Source organism: Pseudomonas sp. WSY_20, from assembly GCF_043104335.1.
GTDB classification, from domain to species: domain Bacteria; phylum Pseudomonadota; class Gammaproteobacteria; order Pseudomonadales; family Pseudomonadaceae; genus Aquipseudomonas; species Aquipseudomonas parafulva_B.
Genome location: NZ_JBICKP010000017.1, coordinates 86424 through 104417 on the forward strand (window position 1 = coordinate 86424; position 17994 = coordinate 104417).

Annotated in this window: 15 protein-coding genes; 8 read left to right on the top strand and 7 right to left on the bottom strand. The window is 62.0% G+C overall.

The genetic code is table 11. From position 1 onward, the window contains the following. Positions 1 to 57: 57 nt before the first annotated feature. The 3 genes from ACF8E5_RS03470 to cspD all read right to left on the bottom strand — a co-directional run bounded on the left by ACF8E5_RS03470 (position 58) and on the right by cspD (position 3542). Positions 58 to 498 carry an NUDIX hydrolase gene (locus ACF8E5_RS03470; protein ID WP_058603468.1) on the bottom strand — a complete coding sequence of 147 codons (441 nt, stop codon included), beginning with the start codon at positions 496 to 498 and terminating at the stop codon, positions 58 to 60. A 95-nt stretch (positions 499 to 593) separates the two neighbouring features. Further along, positions 594 to 2819, bottom strand: coding sequence for an NADP-dependent isocitrate dehydrogenase (locus ACF8E5_RS03475; RefSeq protein ID WP_392474915.1), 2226 nt, complete (start codon positions 2817 to 2819; stop codon positions 594 to 596). A gap of 462 nt (positions 2820 to 3281) precedes the next feature. After that, the gene (gene cspD, locus ACF8E5_RS03480; protein WP_145254748.1) at positions 3282 to 3542 is read right to left on the bottom strand and encodes a cold shock domain-containing protein CspD; all 261 of its coding nucleotides are present in this window, start codon (positions 3540 to 3542) and stop codon (positions 3282 to 3284) included. A 230-nt stretch (positions 3543 to 3772) separates the two neighbouring features. Here cspD and clpS point away from each other — a divergent pair, with 230 nt between their 5' ends. After that, positions 3773 to 4135: an ATP-dependent Clp protease adapter ClpS gene (gene clpS / locus ACF8E5_RS03485; RefSeq protein WP_023534830.1), complete on the top strand. Its 363-nt coding sequence runs from the start codon at positions 3773 to 3775 to the stop codon at positions 4133 to 4135. A 30-nt stretch (positions 4136 to 4165) separates the two neighbouring features. Further along, positions 4166 to 6436, top strand: a complete 2271-nt coding sequence (gene clpA, locus ACF8E5_RS03490; protein WP_058637924.1) for an ATP-dependent Clp protease ATP-binding subunit ClpA — start codon at positions 4166 to 4168, stop codon at positions 6434 to 6436. A gap of 85 nt (positions 6437 to 6521) precedes the next feature. On the opposite strand, the gene infA is transcribed toward clpA, so the two are convergent. The 3 genes from infA to aat all read right to left on the bottom strand — a co-directional run bounded on the left by infA (position 6522) and on the right by aat (position 8286). Continuing rightward, the gene (gene infA, locus ACF8E5_RS03495; protein ID WP_002553999.1) at positions 6522 to 6740 is read right to left on the bottom strand and encodes a translation initiation factor IF-1; all 219 of its coding nucleotides are present in this window, start codon (positions 6738 to 6740) and stop codon (positions 6522 to 6524) included. Positions 6741 to 6841: 101 nt separating this feature from the next. Next, positions 6842 to 7549 (bottom strand): arginyltransferase, encoded by a 708-nt coding sequence (locus ACF8E5_RS03500; protein ID WP_058603464.1) that lies wholly within the window; start codon positions 7547 to 7549, stop codon positions 6842 to 6844. 56 nt (positions 7550 to 7605) lie between these two features. After that, on the bottom strand, positions 7606 to 8286 hold the full coding sequence (gene aat, locus ACF8E5_RS03505) for a leucyl/phenylalanyl-tRNA--protein transferase (protein WP_078478344.1): 681 nt from the start codon (positions 8284 to 8286) through the stop codon (positions 7606 to 7608). A 423-nt stretch (positions 8287 to 8709) separates the two neighbouring features. Between aat and ACF8E5_RS03510 the strand changes: the two genes are divergently transcribed. The 6 genes from ACF8E5_RS03510 (at position 8710) to cysG (ending at position 16370) form a co-directional block, all read left to right on the top strand. After that, complete coding sequence (locus ACF8E5_RS03510) at positions 8710 to 11274, top strand: DNA translocase FtsK (RefSeq protein WP_392474916.1); 2565 nt, start codon at positions 8710 to 8712, stop codon at positions 11272 to 11274. Between the two features lie 61 nt (positions 11275 to 11335). Next, the gene (lolA, locus tag ACF8E5_RS03515; protein WP_058603462.1) at positions 11336 to 11959 is read left to right on the top strand and encodes an outer membrane lipoprotein chaperone LolA; all 624 of its coding nucleotides are present in this window, start codon (positions 11336 to 11338) and stop codon (positions 11957 to 11959) included. 12 nt (positions 11960 to 11971) lie between these two features. Continuing rightward, entirely contained in the window at positions 11972 to 13297 is a 1326-nt protein-coding gene (locus ACF8E5_RS03520) for a replication-associated recombination protein A (protein ID WP_197843840.1), read from the top strand. Further along, the gene (crcB, locus tag ACF8E5_RS03525; protein WP_196132549.1) at positions 13294 to 13668 is read left to right on the top strand and encodes a fluoride efflux transporter CrcB; all 375 of its coding nucleotides are present in this window, start codon (positions 13294 to 13296) and stop codon (positions 13666 to 13668) included. The genes ACF8E5_RS03520 and crcB overlap by 4 nt, the downstream gene beginning before the upstream one ends. A gap of 29 nt (positions 13669 to 13697) precedes the next feature. Further along, positions 13698 to 14978 (top strand): serine--tRNA ligase, encoded by a 1281-nt coding sequence (gene serS / locus ACF8E5_RS03530; RefSeq protein ID WP_058637921.1) that lies wholly within the window; start codon positions 13698 to 13700, stop codon positions 14976 to 14978. Continuing rightward, positions 14979 to 16370 (top strand): siroheme synthase CysG, encoded by a 1392-nt coding sequence (gene cysG, locus ACF8E5_RS03535; RefSeq protein ID WP_196186772.1) that lies wholly within the window; start codon positions 14979 to 14981, stop codon positions 16368 to 16370. 243 nt (positions 16371 to 16613) lie between these two features. Here cysG and ACF8E5_RS03540 read toward each other — a convergent pair whose 3' ends face one another. After that, positions 16614 to 17939, bottom strand: a complete 1326-nt coding sequence (locus tag ACF8E5_RS03540) for an OprD family porin (RefSeq protein WP_058603458.1) — start codon at positions 17937 to 17939, stop codon at positions 16614 to 16616. Between the last annotated feature and the right edge of the window lie 55 nt (positions 17940 to 17994).

The following is a 17994-nucleotide window of genomic DNA, read 5'->3' on the forward strand; positions in this document are numbered from 1 at the left end:
GTTACCGATGTAGATCAAGAGGAAAAACGCCGATACTACCAAACCCGCAGCGGCGCGTCAGTCGCGCAGCAGGTCGAGGCTGTGCAGCGGGCCTTGCAGGTAGTCGTCAAGGCAGCGTGGCACCAGTTCACTGCGCCAGCGCGCGGGGTCGGCGAGCAGCTCGTCACGCGTCAGCCACAAGGCGCGCTCGATATCGCTGTCCAGGGGGCTGTCGACCCGATGACGGACCGGGCGGGCGGCAAAGCAGATGCGCTGGTAGGTCACGCCGTTGCTCGGGGCCGTATACAGGTAGATGCCAACCAGTCCGGTCAGCTCGACTTCCCAGGCCGTTTCTTCCAAGGTTTCACGCAGCGCCGCCTGGGCCAGGGTTTCATTGGGTTCCAGGTGACCGGCAGGCTGGTTGAAAACATGTTTCCCGGCCTTGAACTCTTCGACAAACAGAAACCTGCCGTTGTCTTCGACAACGGTGGCGACGGTGATATGGGGGTGCCAGGTCATGCAATGCTCCAGGGTGAGCGAGTTGGCCGTTCTGCGGCCCAGAAAGCACGAACCCCGGTGCGTGGCCGGGGTTCGTGGGTTACGTCAAGCGAGCCTTACAGGGCAGCGATGGCGCTGTTCAGGGTCTGGCTTGGGCGCATGACCTTGGCAGTCAGGTCGGCGTCAGGGGCGTAGTAGCCACCGATGTCCACTGGCTTGCCCTGGACAGCGTTGAGTTCGGCAACGATTTTTTCTTCGTTGTCGCTCAAGGCCTTGGCCAGCGGAGCGAAGCGAGCTTTCAGGGCCGCATCGTCGTCCTGGGCTGCCAGTGCTTGTGCCCAGTACAGGGTCAGGTAGAAATGGCTGCCGCGGTTGTCGATGCCGCCGACCTTGCGCGAAGGCGACTTGTTGGTGTCCAGGAACTTGCCGGTCGCCTGATCCAGGGTCTGGGCCAGCACCTTGGCGCGTGGGTTGTCGTAGGTGTTGCCCAGGTGCTCCAGGGATGCGGCCAGGGCCAGGAATTCACCCAGCGAGTCCCAGCGCAGGAAGTTCTCTTCCACCAACTGCTGCACGTGCTTGGGTGCCGAGCCGCCAGCGCCGGTTTCGAACAGACCGCCACCATTCATCAGCGGTACGATCGACAGCATCTTGGCGCTTGTGCCCAGTTCCATGATCGGGAACAGGTCGGTGAGGTAGTCGCGCAGCACGTTGCCGGTCACCGAGATGGTGTCCTTGCCTTCGCGGATGCGAGCCAGGGAGAACTTGATGGCCTCGACCGGGGACATGATGCGGATATCAAGGCCGGACGTGTCGTGGTCCTTGAGGTAGGTCTGCACCTTCTCGATCATGGCGCTGTCGTGGGCGCGAGCCGGGTCCAGCCAGAACACGGCCGGGGTATCGCTCAGGCGGGCGCGGTTGACAGCCAGCTTGACCCAATCCTGGATCGGCGCATCCTTGACCTGGCACATGCGGAAGATGTCGCCCGCTTCGACCTGCTGTTCCAGCACCAGGTTGCCCTTGGTGTCGACAACGCGCACCACGCCATCGGTCTTGATCTGGAAGGTCTTGTCGTGGGAGCCGTATTCCTCGGCTTTCTGCGCCATCAGGCCAACGTTCGGCACGCTGCCCATGGTGGTCGGGTCGAAGGCGCCATTGGCCTTGCAGTCTTCGATGGTGGCCTGGTAGATGCCAGCGTAGCAGCGGTCAGGGATGATCGCCTTGGCGTCCTGCAGCTCGCCTGCGCTGTTCCACATCTTGCCCGAATCACGGATCATGGCCGGCATCGAGGCGTCGACGATCACGTCGCTTGGCACGTGCAGGTTGGTGATGCCTTTATCGGAGTTGACCATCGCCAGGGCAGGGCGCTCGGCGTACAGGGCCTGGATATCCGCTTCGATTTCGGCCTGCTTCTCGGCTGGCAAGTCCTTGATGCGGACGTACAGGTCGCCGATGCCGTTGTTGGCATTGAAGCCTACGTCGGCCAGGGCGGCAGCGTGCTTGGCCAGTACATCGTTATAGAACTCTTCGACGATGACGCCGAACATGATCGGGTCGGAAACCTTCATCATGGTCGCTTTCAGGTGCACCGACAGCAGCACGCCCGATGCCTTGGCGTCGGCGATCTGCTCGGCGACGAAGGCCTTGAGGGCCTTGCGGCTCATGGTGGCGCAGTCGATGATCTCAGCTGCCTTGACGGCAGTTTTTTCTTTCAGGACGGTGGTGGTGCCGTCGGCGCCGACCAGCTCGATGCGCAGGCTGTCGTCAGCCTCGATCAGTGCAGCCTTCTCGCTGCCGTAGAAGTCGCCTTGGCTCATGTGAGCCACGTGCGACTTGGAGTCGGCCGCCCAGGCGCCCATCTTGTGAGGGTGCTTGCGTGCGTAGTTCTTCACCGACAGCGGTGCGCGGCGGTCGGAGTTGCCTTCGCGCAGGACCGGGTTCACGGCCGAACCCTTGATGCGGTCGTAGCGGGTGCGTGATTCCTTTTCCTCGGCGGTAGCCGGTTCGTCGGCGTAGTCCGGGATGTTGAAGCCCTTGCCTTGCAGCTCCTTGATCGCAGCCTTGAGCTGCGGGACCGAGGCGCTGATGTTAGGCAGCTTGATGATGTTGGCTTCAGGGGTGGTGGCCAGCTGGCCCAGTTCCGCCAGGTGATCGCCTACCTGTTTCTCTGCGCCGAGTTGCTCCGGGAAGGCTGCAAGAATACGGCCTGCCAGGGAGATGTCGCGGGTTTCGACGGCAATGTCAGCGCAAGCGGTGAAGGCTTCGATGATCGGCAGCAGCGAGTAGGTGGCGAGGGCGGGAGCTTCGTCGGTGAAGGTATAGATGATCTTGGAACGGGTGGGCATGCGGGCTAACTCTCTGTGTGCTGAGCGTGCTCGAGTCTCGTGGTGCACCGGGTAGGCGCACCGCCCTGGCAGCGCCATGGGCGGAAAGTCGAGAGGCTGCGAGCTGTGATGGTGGATGCATCAGTCGAGCGTCAAGTGCCGAGCTGCGGTAACAACCCGGGCTTAGTGGCCTGAGATGGCCTGGGACGGTCCGCATTTTCCTAGGGATCGCCCCGGTGACCCTGCGGTCGCGGGGCAGTATATCAAACCAATCAGCCTAATCATCAAGACTGAGTGATATCGGCCCATTTATAAGACCAAAGACGTAGCGACAATGTGACCGGTTGTCGCACGGAGCTGCATCACAGCCCGTGCAGGCGCTAAGGATAGTCTGGATGAAGAAGTTGTAACTTCATGCGTACAGATACGCCGCACGCTGGTGATCATCGTGCGTACGATCCTCCGAGGATGGAAATACGGGCGTCACGCACCCACAGTGCTGGCTACCGGCGTCGCGTCACGTGACAGCGCCTGCACGGCTTCCTCGGTACGGATGTTGACAGCATGCAGTCCCTTCGGGCCCTGGATGACATCGAACTGAACGGACTGCCCGGCCTTGAGTGTCTTGTAGCCATCCATCTGGATTGCGGAAAAATGGGCAAAGAGGTCTTCGCTCTTGCCGTCCTCGACCACGAATCCATACCCTTTGGCGTTGTTGAACCACTTGACTTTACCGCTTGCCATCCCCATGTCCCTCTGCAAGGACTCCATCACTGGAGTATCATCCACGTCATCCGCATACGAACCTTCGGAAAAAATCGGGTTGACTGCGCGGATCTTTCTTGACCACGGTGTGTTCCTATTGGTTGTAACACCGTTTTGCCGATAGTCAAGGTCATGCAGCGGCCAGGCCGTACCGCTTGCTGCAGGGTCAACCCATAACCTTATCCTGTCGATGTGATGAAATTCTTTCCATGCATGCACACAGCCAGATTCGACTAACATTCAATCAGGATCGCCCTCAATCCAACGAGGACGATGGCGCTGGTCTGGCGGTTCAGGAAGCCAAGCCGATCCTGCAGGCGCCACCTATGTACAAGGTGGTTTTGTTCAACGATGACTACACGCCGATGGATTTCGTCGTCGAAGTGCTCGAAACGTTTTTCAATCTGAACCGCGAGCTGGCGACCAAGATCATGCTGACCGTCCATACCGAGGGGCGGGCAGTATGCGGATTGTTTACCCGCGACATCGCCGAAACGAAGGCCATGCAGGTCAACCAATACGCCAGGGAAAGCCAGCATCCGCTACTCTGTGAAATCGAGAAGGACGGTTAATCGCCGACCACTTGGGTATGAGGTGAAGCTATGTTAAACCGCGAGCTCGAAGTCACCCTCAATCTTGCCTTCAAGGAGGCCCGTTCGAAGCGTCATGAGTTCATGACGGTCGAGCATCTGCTGCTGGCGCTCCTTGACAATGAGGCTGCCGCGACCGTTCTGCGCGCCTGTGGCGCCAATCTCGACAAGCTCAAGCATGACCTGCAAGAGTTCATCGATTCTACGACCCCTTTGATTCCCGTCAGCGACGAAGACCGCGAGACGCAGCCTACCCTGGGTTTCCAGCGCGTGCTGCAGCGTGCGGTGTTCCATGTGCAAAGCTCCGGCAAGCGCGAGGTCACCGGTGCCAATGTGCTGGTGGCGATCTTCAGCGAACAGGAAAGCCAGGCCGTGTTCCTGCTCAAGCAGCAGAGCGTGGCCCGCATCGATGTGGTCAACTACATCGCCCACGGCATCTCAAAGGTGCCCGGCCATGGGCCGCATTCGGACAGCGACCAGGAAATGCCGGACGATGAGGGCGGTGAAACCACCTCTTCGAGCAATCCACTGGACGCCTACGCCAGCAACCTCAACGAGTTGGCCCGTGCCGGGCGTATCGACCCGTTAGTTGGGCGCGAACAGGAAGTCGAGCGCGTGGCGCAAATCCTGGCTCGGCGCCGCAAGAACAATCCCCTGCTGGTAGGTGAGGCCGGCGTGGGCAAAACTGCCATTGCCGAGGGCCTGGCCAAGCGCATCGTCGACGGCCAGGTGCCTGATCTGCTGGCTCAGAGCGTGGTCTATTCCCTTGACCTGGGTGCTTTGCTGGCCGGTACCAAATACCGCGGCGACTTCGAGAAGCGCTTCAAGGCGCTGCTCGGTGAGCTGCGCAAGCGGCCACAGGCCATCCTGTTCATCGACGAAATCCATACCATCATTGGTGCCGGCGCAGCGTCTGGCGGCGTCATGGATGCCTCCAACCTGCTCAAGCCGTTGTTGTCGTCGGGCGAAATCCGCTGCATCGGTTCCACCACGTTCCAGGAATTCCGCGGGATTTTCGAGAAGGACCGGGCGCTGGCACGGCGCTTCCAGAAGGTCGATGTGAGCGAGCCTTCCGTGGAGGACACCGTTGGTATCCTGCGCGGCCTGAAAGGGCGTTTCGAAAGCCACCACAACATCGAGTACAGCGACGAAGCGCTGCGCGCAGCGGCGGAGCTGGCCTCGCGCTACATCAATGACCGACACATGCCCGACAAGGCCATCGACGTCATCGATGAAGCTGGCGCCTACCAGCGCCTGCAGCCTGAGGCCAATCGCGTGAAGCGGATCGACGTCCCTCAGGTCGAGGACATCGTCGCCAAGATCGCCCGTATTCCACCCAAGCATGTCACCAGTTCCGACAAGGAGTTGCTGCGTAACCTGGAGCGGGATCTGAAGTTGACCGTGTTCGGTCAGGACGCAGCCATCGATTCGCTTGCGACCGCCATCAAGCTGTCGCGTGCAGGGCTCAAGTCGCCTGACAAGCCTGTGGGTTCGTTCCTGTTTGCCGGCCCTACCGGCGTGGGCAAGACCGAGGCAGCGCGTCAGTTGGCCAAGGCGCTGGGGGTCGAGTTGGTGCGATTCGACATGTCCGAGTACATGGAGCGTCACACCGTGTCGCGCCTGATCGGTGCGCCACCTGGCTACGTCGGGTTCGACCAGGGCGGTCTGTTGACCGAGGCCATCACCAAGCAGCCGCACTGCGTGTTGCTGCTCGATGAGATCGAGAAGGCCCACCCGGAAGTCTTCAACCTGCTGCTGCAGGTCATGGACCACGGTACCCTGACCGACAACAACGGGCGCAAGGCGGACTTCCGCAACGTGATCCTGATCATGACCACCAACGCGGGTGCTGAAACCGCTGCGCGGGCGTCCATCGGCTTTACCCACCAGGACCATGCGTCCGATGCCATGGAAGTCATCCGCAAGAGCTTCACACCGGAGTTCCGCAACCGCCTGGATACCATCATCCAGTTCGGCCGCCTGAGCACCGAGACCATCAAGAGTATCGTTGACAAGTTCCTCATCGAGCTGCAGGCGCAACTTGAGGACAAGCGCGTGCTTCTGGAGGTCAGCGACGCGGCGCGTGGCTGGCTGGCGGCGTCGGGCTACGACGTGCAGATGGGGGCGCGGCCGATGGGTCGACTGATTCAGGACAAGATCAAGCGGCCCTTGGCCGAGGAGATTTTGTTCGGCGAATTGGCCGAGCACGGTGGTGTGGTGCACGTGGACCTGCGCGATGGCGAACTGGTCTTCGACTACGAGACCACTGCCGAGGTGGCCTAAGCCTCAGGGGCCGCATGCGGCCCCTTCCTTATCCACACAGGCACAAAAAAGCCCGGCACATGCCGGGCTTTTTCATGGCTGGAGCTTAGCGCGCACGGTACGTGATGCGGCCCTTGCTCAGGTCATACGGCGTCAGTTCGACGCGAACCTTGTCGCCAGTGAGAATACGGATGTAGTTCTTGCGCATCTTTCCGGAGATGTGCGCGGTTACGACGTGCCCGTTTTCCAACTCCACGCGGAACATGGTGTTGGGCAGGGTGTCGACGACAGTGCCTTCCATTTCGAAGCTGTCTTCTTTCGACATGCAGTAGAGCCCTCGGATCCAGTGTTGGCCCGACGCATAACCGCACCGGGCAAAAAAGTGGCGTGGATTATGCCCGAAAACTGTGTGTCAAGCCAATGCTTTCAGTTGAGGGCAACCCAACGCTGGTTTATCAACAACTCGATAGGCCGATACTGCGTCTTGTAGTTCATTTTCTTGCAGTTCTTGATCCAGTAGCCGAGATAAACGCCGTCCAGATCGAGTCGCAACGCCTCGCCAATCTGCCAGAGGATGGCAAACCGGCCCAGACTGCGGCGCTCTTCATCAGGCTCGTAGAAGGTGTACACGGCAGACAGGCCATTGGGCAGCAGGTCGCAGACGGCGACTGCCAGCAGCCGGCCGCTGGCGCGAAATTCGTAGAACCAGCAAAACGGTAATTGGCGAACCAGAAACGTGGAAAACTGATCGCGGCTGGGTGGATACATGTCCCCATCAGCGTGACGCGCCTCGATGTAGCGCCGGTACAGATCGAAATACTCTTCCTTGAAGGCGGGACGTGCAGCGGTCACCGTTACATCGGCGTTGCGCTTGAGAATTCGACGCTGCTGACGGCTGGGCACAAACCGTGCCGGCGGTATGCGCGCAGGCACGCACGCGTTGCAGTTCTGGCAATGAGGGCGATAAAGGTGATCGCCACTGCGGCGAAACCCCATTTCCGAAAGGTCGGCATACACGTTAACGTCCATTGGCTGGCTGGGATCCAGGAACAACGTGGTGGCCTGCTCGTCGGGCAGATAGCTGCAGGTGTGGGGTTGAGTGGCATAGAACTTCAACCGCGCCAGCTCTGTCATGGTCAACCCCTTCGGTGAGACTTTGCCTAAGTGTAAGCCAGGTGTGGAAAACGCGCCTAGCAAACCCAGGTGGCGGTGTTGGGCTGATCGAGGTAGCGTGCCAGGTAGCCTGCGAATTCACGCCGACTGATGGCATGGGCGCCCAGGCTCTGCAGGTGATCGGTCTGCATCTGGCAGTCGATCAGCACGAAGCCGGCTGCTTCCAGGTGCCGGACCAGCGTCACGAAGCCAACCTTCGAGGCATTGTCCGCGCGGCTGAACATGGATTCCCCGAAAAACAGCTGCCCCATGGCCAGGCCATAAAGGCCGCCCACCAGCTCACCGTCCTGGCGAACTTCGACCGAATGGGCAATACCGCGTGCGTGCAGTTCACAGTAGGCCATGCGCATGGGGTCGGTGATCCAGGTGCCGTTGGTGTAATCGCGCGGCGCCGCGCAGGCTGCGATGACTGCGGCGAAGTCGGTGTCGAAGCTGACCTGGTAGCGGCCTTGGCGCATCCATTTGGCCAACGAACGCGACACATGCAATCGAGCAGGCGCCAGCACGGTGCGCGGGTCAGGCGACCACCACAGGATCGGCTGGCCATCCTGGTACCACGGAAAGCAGCCGTGACGGTAAGCCTGGACAAGCCGCTCGGGCGTCAGGTCGCCGCCTGCGGCGAGCAGGCCGTTGGGCTCTTGCAAGGCGCGGTCCAGCGCAGGGAAAGTCAAGGAATCGCGTTTCAGCCAGGTCAACATGGTCGGTCATGCGGTAGGGGAGGGGGGTGGCCAGCATGGCGCGACGGGCAAATGGGGTCAATCGCTTCGAGGTCGCAATTGGGCGCTGCGTGGTTGATCGCTGCGCCAGTGATCGGGTGGCTCGTGCTGAACTGCGGGCCATGGGCAGGGCCGGTGTAGGCAGTGTCTCGCAGTGATCTGGGCAATTTCGGACACATTGCAGCTACGGCCGGCACCATCGGCGACATTTGCTGTCACACCTGTGCAAAAACACAGCATAAGCCTTTGTCACAGAAGACAATGCGTGCTCAAATTGCAGCTATTGGAAAGTCGCCCCCGGCCAGATCCCCAGACGGCGTGCCGCCATGGCGGCTGGCGGGCAGTAATGTTAAAAGTAGTGATCCGTTGGCTTCGGCCCTGGCCGATCACTATTGGACGCGCACCATGCGCAGGAATAGACGCGTTTTGAAGAAATCCACCGCAACCCCAGCTCCCTTGCCCGTACCCCTGTGGCGGCAGCAGCTGCACTACCGCCTCAAGGAAGGTGCGCTGATCGCTGTCGGCGCCCTGTGCCTGTACCTGTGGATGGCGCTGCTGACCTACGACACCTCGGACCCGGCCTTCAGCCACACCGCCACCGTCGACCAGGTGCAGAATGCCGCCGGGCGAGCCGGCGCCTATTTCGCCGATATCCTGTTCATGGTGCTGGGCTACTTCGCCTACATCTTCCCGTTGCTGCTGGCGATCAAGACCTGGCAGATTTTCCGCCAGCGCCATCAGCCCTGGGACTGGAGCGGCTGGTTGTTCTCCTGGCGGTTGATAGGCCTGATATTCCTGGTGTTGTCCGGGGCCGCGCTGGCCCATATCCACTTCCATCCTCCGGCAAGCATCCCGTTCTCGGCCGGCGGCGCCCTGGGCGAAAGCCTGGGCGACCTGGCTCGCAACTTCCTGAACGTGCAGGGCAGCACCCTGATGTTCATCGCCCTGTTCCTGTTCGGGCTGACGGTGTTCACCGACCTGTCGTGGTTCAAGGTGATGGACATGACCGGCAAGATCACGCTGGATCTGCTGGAACTGGTGCAGGGCGCGGCCTCGCGCTGGTGGGAGGCGCGTAACGAACGCAAGCGCCTGGAAGCGCAGCTGCGCGAGGACGAGCCCGTCGTCAAGGCCAAGCCTGTGGCGCCCGAACCCCGTGAGCCGGCCAAGCCTGCACTGCGCGAACGCTTGTTCAAGCGCGAGCCTGCGCCTGCTCAGCCCGAGCCGCGCGAACCGACCCTGGGCGGTGAGCCTGTGACGATGCGTGACCCGGTTGCGCGTGAGCAAGGGGTGGTGCAGCGCGAACCTGTGATCACACGCGAACCGGCACCGGCCCGGCCTTCGGCGCCCGCGGCAGCGGCCGCGCCGGCCCTGATCTCCAACATCGTGCCACCCTCGGCTGCCAAGGCGCCCGAGCCAGTCAAGCGCATCGCCAGAGAAACCCCGGCGCCGCAATTCATCGACAGCGCAGTGGAAGGCACCTTGCCGCCGATTTCAATCCTGGACCCGGCTGAACAGAAAAAGATCGAGTATTCCCCCGAGTCCTTGGCTGGTGTTGGTCAACTGCTGGAAATCAAGCTCAAGGAGTTTGGTGTCGAGGTAGCGGTGGACTCCATTCATCCAGGGCCTGTGATTACCCGGTACGAAATCCAACCGGCCGCCGGGGTGAAGGTGAGCCGCATCGCCAACCTTGCCAAGGACCTGGCGCGGTCGCTCGCCGTGACCAGTGTGCGGGTGGTCGAGGTGATCCCGGGCAAGACCACTGTGGGTATCGAGATTCCCAACGAAAATCGCCAGATGGTGCGCTTCTCCGAAGTACTTGCCACCCCGCAGTACGACGAACAGAAGTCGCCGGTTACCCTGGCCCTGGGCCACGATATCGGCGGCAAACCGGTCGTCACCGACCTTGCGAAGATGCCGCACTTGCTGGTGGCGGGTACGACCGGCTCGGGTAAGTCGGTGGGCGTGAACGCGATGATCCTGTCGATCCTGTTCAAATCCAGCCCCGAAGATGCACGGCTGATCATGATCGACCCGAAAATGCTCGAATTGTCGATCTACGAAGGCATTCCGCACTTGTTGTGCCCCGTGGTCACTGACATGAAGGACGCGGCCAATGCCCTGCGCTGGAGCGTGGCGGAAATGGAGCGGCGCTACAAACTGATGGCCGCCATGGGCGTGCGCAACCTGGCGGGCTTCAACCGCAAGGTCAAGGATGCCCAGGAAGCCGGCGAAATCATCCACGACCCGCTGTATCGCCGCGAAAGCATGGAGGATGAACCGCCTGCGTTGAAGACGCTGCCGACCATTGTGGTGGTGGTGGACGAATTCGCTGACATGATGATGATCGTCGGCAAGAAGGTCGAGGAACTGATTGCGCGCATCGCGCAGAAGGCGCGGGCTGCCGGTATCCACTTGATCCTGGCGACCCAGCGACCGTCGGTGGATGTGATCACCGGCCTGATCAAGGCTAACATCCCGACGCGCATGGCGTTCCAGGTGTCGAGCAAGATCGACTCGCGTACCATCATCGACCAGGGCGGTGCCGAGCAGCTGCTGGGCCACGGTGACATGCTGTACATGCCGCCTGGCACCAGCCTGCCGATCCGTGTCCACGGCGCATTCGTGTCCGATGATGAAGTGCACCGTGTGGTCGAGGCGTGGAAGCAGCGCGGTGCCCCTGACTACAACGACGACATCCTCAACGGTGTTGAAGAAGCCGGCAGCGGCTTCGAAGGTGGCAGTGGCGGTGGTGATGGCGACGATTCCGAAAGCGATGCCCTGTACGACGAAGCTGTACAGTTCGTGCTCGAGAGCCGCCGCGCGTCCATTTCCGCCGTGCAGCGCAAGCTCAAGATCGGCTACAACCGGGCGGCCCGCATGATCGAAGCCATGGAGATGGCCGGCGTGGTCACTCCGATGAACAGCAACGGCTCGCGGGAAGTGATTGCTCCAGGCGGCCCACGCGATTGATATCACCCTGCCGGGCGCCAACGGTGGTGCTCGGCCCATTCAACGCTCAATGAGGATTCCCATGCGCGCTATTCGCATGCTGTTGGTTTCGGCCCTTGCCCTGGGCCCGGTCTCGGCGTTCGCCGGCGAGCAGGATGTCCAGCGCCTGACCCAGTTGCTGGAAAAGTCGCAGACCATCGAAGCCAATTTCTCCCAGCTGACCCTGGATGCAGGCGGCACCAGCCTGCAGGAAACGTCTGGCAAGATGACGGTCAAGCGCCCAGGCCTGTTCTACTGGCACACCAATGCGCCCCAGGAGCAGGTGGTGGTATCGGACGGCAAGAACGTCACCCTGTGGGACCCGGACCTCGAGCAGGCTACCGTCAAGAAACTCGACGTGCGCCTGAACCAGACGCCGGCGCTGCTGCTTTCCGGTGATGTGTCGAAGATCAGCCAGAGCTTCGATATCGTCTCCCGTCAGCAGGGCGATGTGATGGACTTTACCCTCAAGCCCAAGACCAAGGACACCCTGTTCGACTCGCTGCGTGTATCGTTCCGCAAGGGGCTGATCAATGACATGCAGCTGATCGACAGCGTTGGCCAGCGTACCAACATCCTGTTCAATGGCGTCAAGGCCAACCAGGCGGTGGCGGACAGTACCTTCAAGTTCGACATCCCCAAAGGTGCAGACGTCATCAAGGAGTAACCAGAGCCTGTTATGGACCTGTTTCGAAGCGAACCTGTCGCCCAGCCCCTGGCCGCCCGTCTGCGCCCGTCCAACCTGGACGAGTATGTCGGCCAGGAGCACCTGCTTGCCCGCGGTAAACCGCTGCGTGAAGCACTGGAGCAGGGTGCACTGCACTCCATGATCTTCTGGGGCCCGCCGGGGGTTGGCAAGACGACCCTGGCGCGGCTGCTGGCGCAATTTTGCGATGCGCATTTCGAAACGGTGTCGGCGGTACTGGCGGGCGTGAAGGAAATCCGCCAGGCGGTGGAAGTGGCCAAGCAGCAGGCCGGCCAGTACGGGCGTCGTACCATCCTGTTCGTCGACGAAGTGCACCGTTTCAACAAGTCTCAGCAGGATGCCTTCCTGCCTTTCGTGGAAGACGGCACCTTGCTGTTCATCGGGGCTACCACCGAAAACCCGTCCTTCGAACTGAACAACGCGCTGTTGTCACGGGCGCGTGTCTACGTGCTCAAGAGCCTGGATGAGCCTGCGCTGCGCAAGCTTGTAGACCGCGCCCTCACCGAGGAGCGGGGGCTAGGCAAACGTCACTTGCGCGTTGGCGACAAGGCCTTCGACATGCTCAGGGCTGCCGCCGATGGTGACGGAAGGCGCATGCTCAACCTCCTGGAAAATGCTGCTGACCTGGCCGAGGACGGCAGTGAGATCGACGTCGATCTGCTGCAAAGCCTGCTGGGAGACAGTCGTCGCCGGTTCGACAAGGGCGGGGAAGCATTCTATGACCAGATATCGGCGTTGCATAAATCCGTACGGGGTTCGGACCCTGACGCGGCGCTCTACTGGTTTGCGCGCATGCTCGATGGCGGCTGCGACCCCCTCTACATTGCGCGCCGGGTGGTGCGCATGGCCAGCGAAGACATCGGTAACGCCGACCCCCGCGCCCTGAGCCTGTGCCTGGCTGCCTGGGACGTGCAGGAGCGGCTGGGCAGCCCTGAAGGTGAGCTGGCAGTGGCACAGGCCATCACCTACATTGCCTGCGCCCCGAAGAGCAACGCCGTTTACGTCGGTTTCAAGACCGCCCTGCGCGAGGCGGCCGAGCATGGTTCGCTGGAGGTGCCGCTGCACCTGCGCAATGCGCCAACCAAACTCATGAAACAGCTGGGTTACGGCGATGAGTATCGCTATGCCCACGACGAACCGGATGCCTACGCGGCCGGTGAAGACTACTTTCCCGAAGCGCTGGAGCCACGCCAGTATTACCAACCCGTGCCGCGCGGGCTCGAGCTCAAGATTGGCGAAAAACTCCGGCACTTGGCCGATCTTGATCGCTGTAGCCCGCGACAGCGGAGAAAGCCATGATCACGCTGATCGCCGCCGTCAGTGCCGGCGGTATCGCCGGTACTCTGTTGCGCTTTGCCGCAGGCAATTGGGTGGTCGCCCACTGGCCTCGGCACTTCTATGTGGGTACGCTTGCCGTCAACCTGGTGGGCTGCCTGTTGATCGGCCTGCTGTATGGCCTGTTTCTGCACAAACCCATGGTCCCGGCCGAGTTGCGGGCTGGTTTGATCGTGGGGTTTCTAGGCGGCCTGACCACGTTTTCCTCTTTTTCGCTGGACACCGTACGCTTGCTGGAAAGCGGGCAGGTGCCTCTGGCGTTGGGCTATTCGGCCATCAGTGTCGTGGGCGGGCTGCTCGCGACCTGGGCGGGATTGTCCCTCACTCGATTCTGACCAACACCTACACATAACGAGAGAACGATATGCTCGATTCCAAACTGTTACGCGGCCAACTTCAGGAAGTGGCGGATCGCCTGGCCTCCCGTGGCTTCAGCCTGGATGTCGCGCGCATCGAATCACTGGAAGAGCGTCGCAAGGCGGTGCAGACCCGTACCGAGCAACTGCAGGCCGAGCGTAATGCCCGTTCCAAATCCATCGGCCAGGCCAAGGCCAAGGGCGAGGACATTGCCCCGCTGATGGCTGATGTGGAGCGCATGGCCGATGAGCTGGCCGCCGGCAAAGCCGAGCTGGACGGTATCCAGGCAGAACTGGACAGCATCGTGCTGACCATTCCCAACCTGCCCGATCCCAGTGTGCCGGTCGGTGCCAGCGAAGACGAGAACGTCGAAGTGCGTCGCTGGGGCACGCCCAAGTCGTTCGATTTCGAGATCAAGGACCACGTCGCCCTGGGCGAACTCAGCGGCGGCCTGGACTTCGAAGCGGCGGCCAAGCTGTCTGGCGCGCGTTTTGCCGTACTGCGCGGCCCAATCGCACGCCTGCACCGCGCACTGGCGCAGTTCATGATCAACCTGCACACCGGTGAGCATGGCTACGAAGAGCACTACACCCCGTACCTGGTGCAGGCGCCAGCCCTCCAGGGCACTGGCCAGTTGCCCAAGTTCGAGGAAGACCTGTTCAAGATCACCCGCGAAGGCGAGGCGGACTTCTACCTGATCCCGACCGCCGAGGTGTCCCTGACCAACCTGGTGGCTGGGGAAATTCTCGACGCCAAGCAACTGCCGCTCAAGTTCGTGGCGCACACGCCGTGCTTTCGCAGTGAAGCCGGTGCTTCGGGCCGAGACACGCGCGGCATGATCCGCCAGCACCAGTTCGACAAGGTCGAGATGGTGCAGGTGGTGGAGCCCGGCAAGTCGATGGAAGCGCTCGAAGGCCTGACGGCCAATGCCGAGCGTGTGCTGCAGCTGCTCGAGTTGCCGTACCGCGTGTTGGCACTGTGCACCGGTGACATGGGCTTTAGCGCTGTCAAGACCTTTGACCTGGAAGTGTGGGTGCCCAGCCAGGACAAATACCGCGAGATCAGCTCGTGCTCCAATTGCGGCGACTTCCAGGCCCGCCGCATGCAAGCGCGCTGGCGCAACCCGGAGACCGGCAAGCCGGAACTGGTGCACACCCTCAACGGTTCCGGTTTGGCCGTGGGCCGCACGTTGGTCGCGGTGCTGGAAAACTACCAGCAGGCCGACGGCTCGATCCGGGTGCCCGAAGTGCTCAAGCCCTATATGGGTGGCGTTGAGGTGATCCGCTAAATGGACTACCTGCCGCTGTTCCACAAACTGCAGGGCGCCTTGGTGCTGGTGGTTGGTGGTGGCGAGATCGCGTTGCGCAAGGCGCGTCTGCTGGCCGATGCTGGCGCCGCGCTGCGTGTGGTGGCGCCAGAAATCGATGGCCAGCTGGCCAGCATGGCGCGTGAAGGCGGTGGCCAGGTGCTGGTGCGCGGTTACCAGCCGGGTGACCTTACAGGTTGCCGGCTGGTGATCGCCGCCACGGACGATCCTGGGCTCAATGCCCAGGTATCGGCCGATGCCCAGGCCTTGAGCCTGCCGGTCAACGTGGTCGATGCGCCGGCTTTGTGCACGGTCATCTTTCCGGCCATCGTCGACCGCTCGCCTTTGGTGATCGCGGTGTCCAGCGGGGGCGATGCACCGGTCCTGGCACGCCTGATCCGGGCCAAGCTCGAAGCCTGGATCCCTGCTGCCTACGGTGAGTTGGCCGGGTTGGCGGCGCGTTTCCGGCATACGGTCAAGTCGTTGTACCCGGATGTAAACCAGCGCCGGGGTTTCTGGGAAACCGTCTTCCAGGGGCCGATTGCCGAGCGCCAACTGGCCGGGCAGGGCGCAGAGGCCGAGCGGTTGCTGCAGACGATGGTCGATGGCGCGCCGGTGCAGCAGGGCGGCGAAGTCTACCTGGTCGGTGCTGGCCCGGGAGACCCGGACCTGCTGACGTTTCGCGCGCTGCGGTTGATGCAGCAGGCCGATGTGGTGCTTTACGACCGCCTGGTGGCGCCTGCGATCATCGACATGTGCCGTCGGGATGCCGAGCGCATTTATGTCGGCAAGCGTCGTGCAGAGCACGCCGTTCCCCAGGATCAGATCAACCGGCTATTGGTGGACCTTGCCCAGCAAGGCAAGCGCGTGCTGCGTCTGAAGGGCGGTGATCCGTTCATCTTCGGCCGTGGCGGCGAGGAGATCGAGGAGCTGGCCGAGCACAACATCCCGTTTCAGGTGGTGCCGGGCATCACCGCTGCCAGCGGTTGTGCCGCTTACGGCGGCATCCCGCTGACCCACCGCGATCACGCCCAGTCGGTGCGCTTTGTCACCGGGCACTTGAAGGACGGTAGCAGCAACCTGCCTTGGGACGACTTGGTCGCGCCTGCCCAGACGCTGGTGTTCTACATGGGCCTGGTCGGCTTACCGACCATCTGCGAAGAACTCATCCGCCACGGGCGGGCAGCGAGCACGCCGGCCGCGTTGATCCAACAAGGCACAACGCGCAACCAGCGTGTGTTCACCGGCACCTTGGCCGATTTGCCTGCGCTGGTTGCACGCCATGAAGTGCATGCGCCTACCTTGGTCATCGTGGGCGAGGTGGTGCAACTGCGCGAGAAGCTGGCGTGGTTCGAGGGGGCACAGCACGGCTGACAGTCTGCGAACGATTTGAGGGGGTGAACAAGGCAGTTGTCCCTCATGGTCCTCAAGCCTGCAGATCCAATGCAGCCCTCCTGTGGGAGCGGCCCTTGCGCCGCGATGGGCCGCAAAGCGGCCCCGGCAACGTTAGCGGCGACGCTGAAATCCTGGGGCCGCTTCGCGCCCCATCGCGGCGCGAGGCCGCTCCCACACAAGGCTGAGCACACACAAGGCTGCTTGAACACGGACATCCGTGCCCTAGAACAACGGCACGGTGTAGCTGACGGTCACCCGGTTCTGATCCTGTGCCCACTCGCTGGGCAACCCACTGCGCAGCATGCCGTTGCGCCAGCTCAAGCCCAGCCCCTTGAGCGCACCGTCCTGCACCACATAGTCCAGGGCAATGTCACGCTCCCATTCCTTTTCGTCACCGCCGGCAGCGGTGCGGATGTGCGTGCCCTTGAGGTAGGTGAGCGAGGCAATCAGGCCGGGCATGCCCAATGCCGCAAAGTTGTAGCTGTATTGGCCGAAGGTGGTGCGTTCACCTGCACGGGTAAAACTGGTCACCAGCCGGTCGGTGAACAGATACAGGCTCGAGCCAGCTGCGCCTTCGCCTGTATTGCCCTGGTTGATCTGCACGAAGTTGCCACTGTCCGAGACACGCTGATGGCCAAGCAAGACCGAGTGGCCACCTATGGCGTAGGTGAACATGGCACTCCAGGTATCATTGTCGATTTTGCCTGCGGTATCGCCCAGGCCGGTGACGCGATACCCTGCCGCGCGCCCGCTGGCTGAGTCGTTGCGTCCATCCGCGTCGGTCTTGAAGTAGCGCAGGTCGGTGGTCAGCGACTGGTTGTCGCTCAGGGCCCAGGTGTGCACGAGCCCCGCAAAATGCTGGACATAGTAATCCTCCAGCTGGGCGCCGTAATATTGCAGCTTCAAGGCGGGGGTGAGCTGGTAATCGGCCCCGGCAAACACAAACGCATTACTCTCGCGTGTACCCCCCGCCACGGCCAGGCCTGAGCGGTTGGTCGAGCCCCGGCCGGTGGTATGCTCCAGGCGGCCTCCGGTCAGGGTCAGGCCATCGATTTCTTTCGAGGTGACGATCCCGCCTTCGAAGGTCTGCGGTAGCAAGCGCCCATCGTTGGCCACCAGAATCGGCAGTTTCGGTTGCAGCGTGCCGTAGCGTGCCTCGGTCTGGGAAAAACGGACCTTGCCGGTCAAGCCCAGGCGACTCCATTCGTCCACCGCGCTGCCATCGCTGGCATCCGGAATCATCGAACTGCCTCGGTGATTGCCTGCACCGCCATCCAGGCGTAGGCCCAGCAAGCCGAGGGCGTCAACGCCGAACCCCACGGTGCCGTCGGTGAAACCGGACTTGTAGTCGAACATGAAACCCTGCGCCCATTCGGCCGTCTTGCTTTGGCCGGCAGGGCCGGGGCGGTCGCGGTAATCGTTATTGAAATAGTAGTTGCGCAGGTGCAGGTTGGCTTTGCCGTCCTCGATGAAGGCCGCCTTGGCAGCCGGAACGGCCAGGGTGGTCAAGGTGAGTAGGTACAGGGGCACGTAGGGCTTTCTTGTCATTGTTTTCTTCCTGAGGGTGATAGGCGCCCAGAGAGCGGGCGCAAAGGGTGCTGCA

Bases quoted from the DNA above. Each gene is read 5' to 3' on its own strand.
- infA (WP_002553999.1), bottom strand. From the start codon at position 6,740: ATGTCGAAAGAAGACAGCTTCGAAATGGAAGGCACTGTCGTCGACACC.
- aat (WP_078478344.1), bottom strand. From the start codon at position 8,286: ATGTTGACCTGGCTGAAACGCGATTCCTTGACTTTCCCTGCGCTGGAC.
- serS (WP_058637921.1), top strand. From the start codon at position 13,698: ATGCTCGATTCCAAACTGTTACGCGGCCAACTTCAGGAAGTGGCGGAT.
- lolA (WP_058603462.1), top strand. From the start codon at position 11,336: ATGCGCGCTATTCGCATGCTGTTGGTTTCGGCCCTTGCCCTGGGCCCG.
- ACF8E5_RS03475 (WP_392474915.1), bottom strand. From the start codon at position 2,819: ATGCCCACCCGTTCCAAGATCATCTATACCTTCACCGACGAAGCTCCC.
- ACF8E5_RS03500 (WP_058603464.1), bottom strand. From the start codon at position 7,549: ATGACAGAGCTGGCGCGGTTGAAGTTCTATGCCACTCAACCCCACACC.
- ACF8E5_RS03510 (WP_392474916.1), top strand. From the start codon at position 8,710: ATGCGCAGGAATAGACGCGTTTTGAAGAAATCCACCGCAACCCCAGCT.
- ACF8E5_RS03470 (WP_058603468.1), bottom strand. From the start codon at position 498: ATGACCTGGCACCCCCATATCACCGTCGCCACCGTTGTCGAAGACAAC.
- cspD (WP_145254748.1), bottom strand. From the start codon at position 3,542: ATGGCAAGCGGTAAAGTCAAGTGGTTCAACAACGCCAAAGGGTATGGA.
- crcB (WP_196132549.1), top strand. From the start codon at position 13,294: ATGATCACGCTGATCGCCGCCGTCAGTGCCGGCGGTATCGCCGGTACT.
- cysG (WP_196186772.1), top strand. From the start codon at position 14,979: ATGGACTACCTGCCGCTGTTCCACAAACTGCAGGGCGCCTTGGTGCTG.
- clpA (WP_058637924.1), top strand. From the start codon at position 4,166: ATGTTAAACCGCGAGCTCGAAGTCACCCTCAATCTTGCCTTCAAGGAG.
- ACF8E5_RS03520 (WP_197843840.1), top strand. From the start codon at position 11,972: ATGGACCTGTTTCGAAGCGAACCTGTCGCCCAGCCCCTGGCCGCCCGT.
- ACF8E5_RS03540 (WP_058603458.1), bottom strand. From the start codon at position 17,939: ATGACAAGAAAGCCCTACGTGCCCCTGTACCTACTCACCTTGACCACC.
- clpS (WP_023534830.1), top strand. From the start codon at position 3,773: ATGCATGCACACAGCCAGATTCGACTAACATTCAATCAGGATCGCCCT.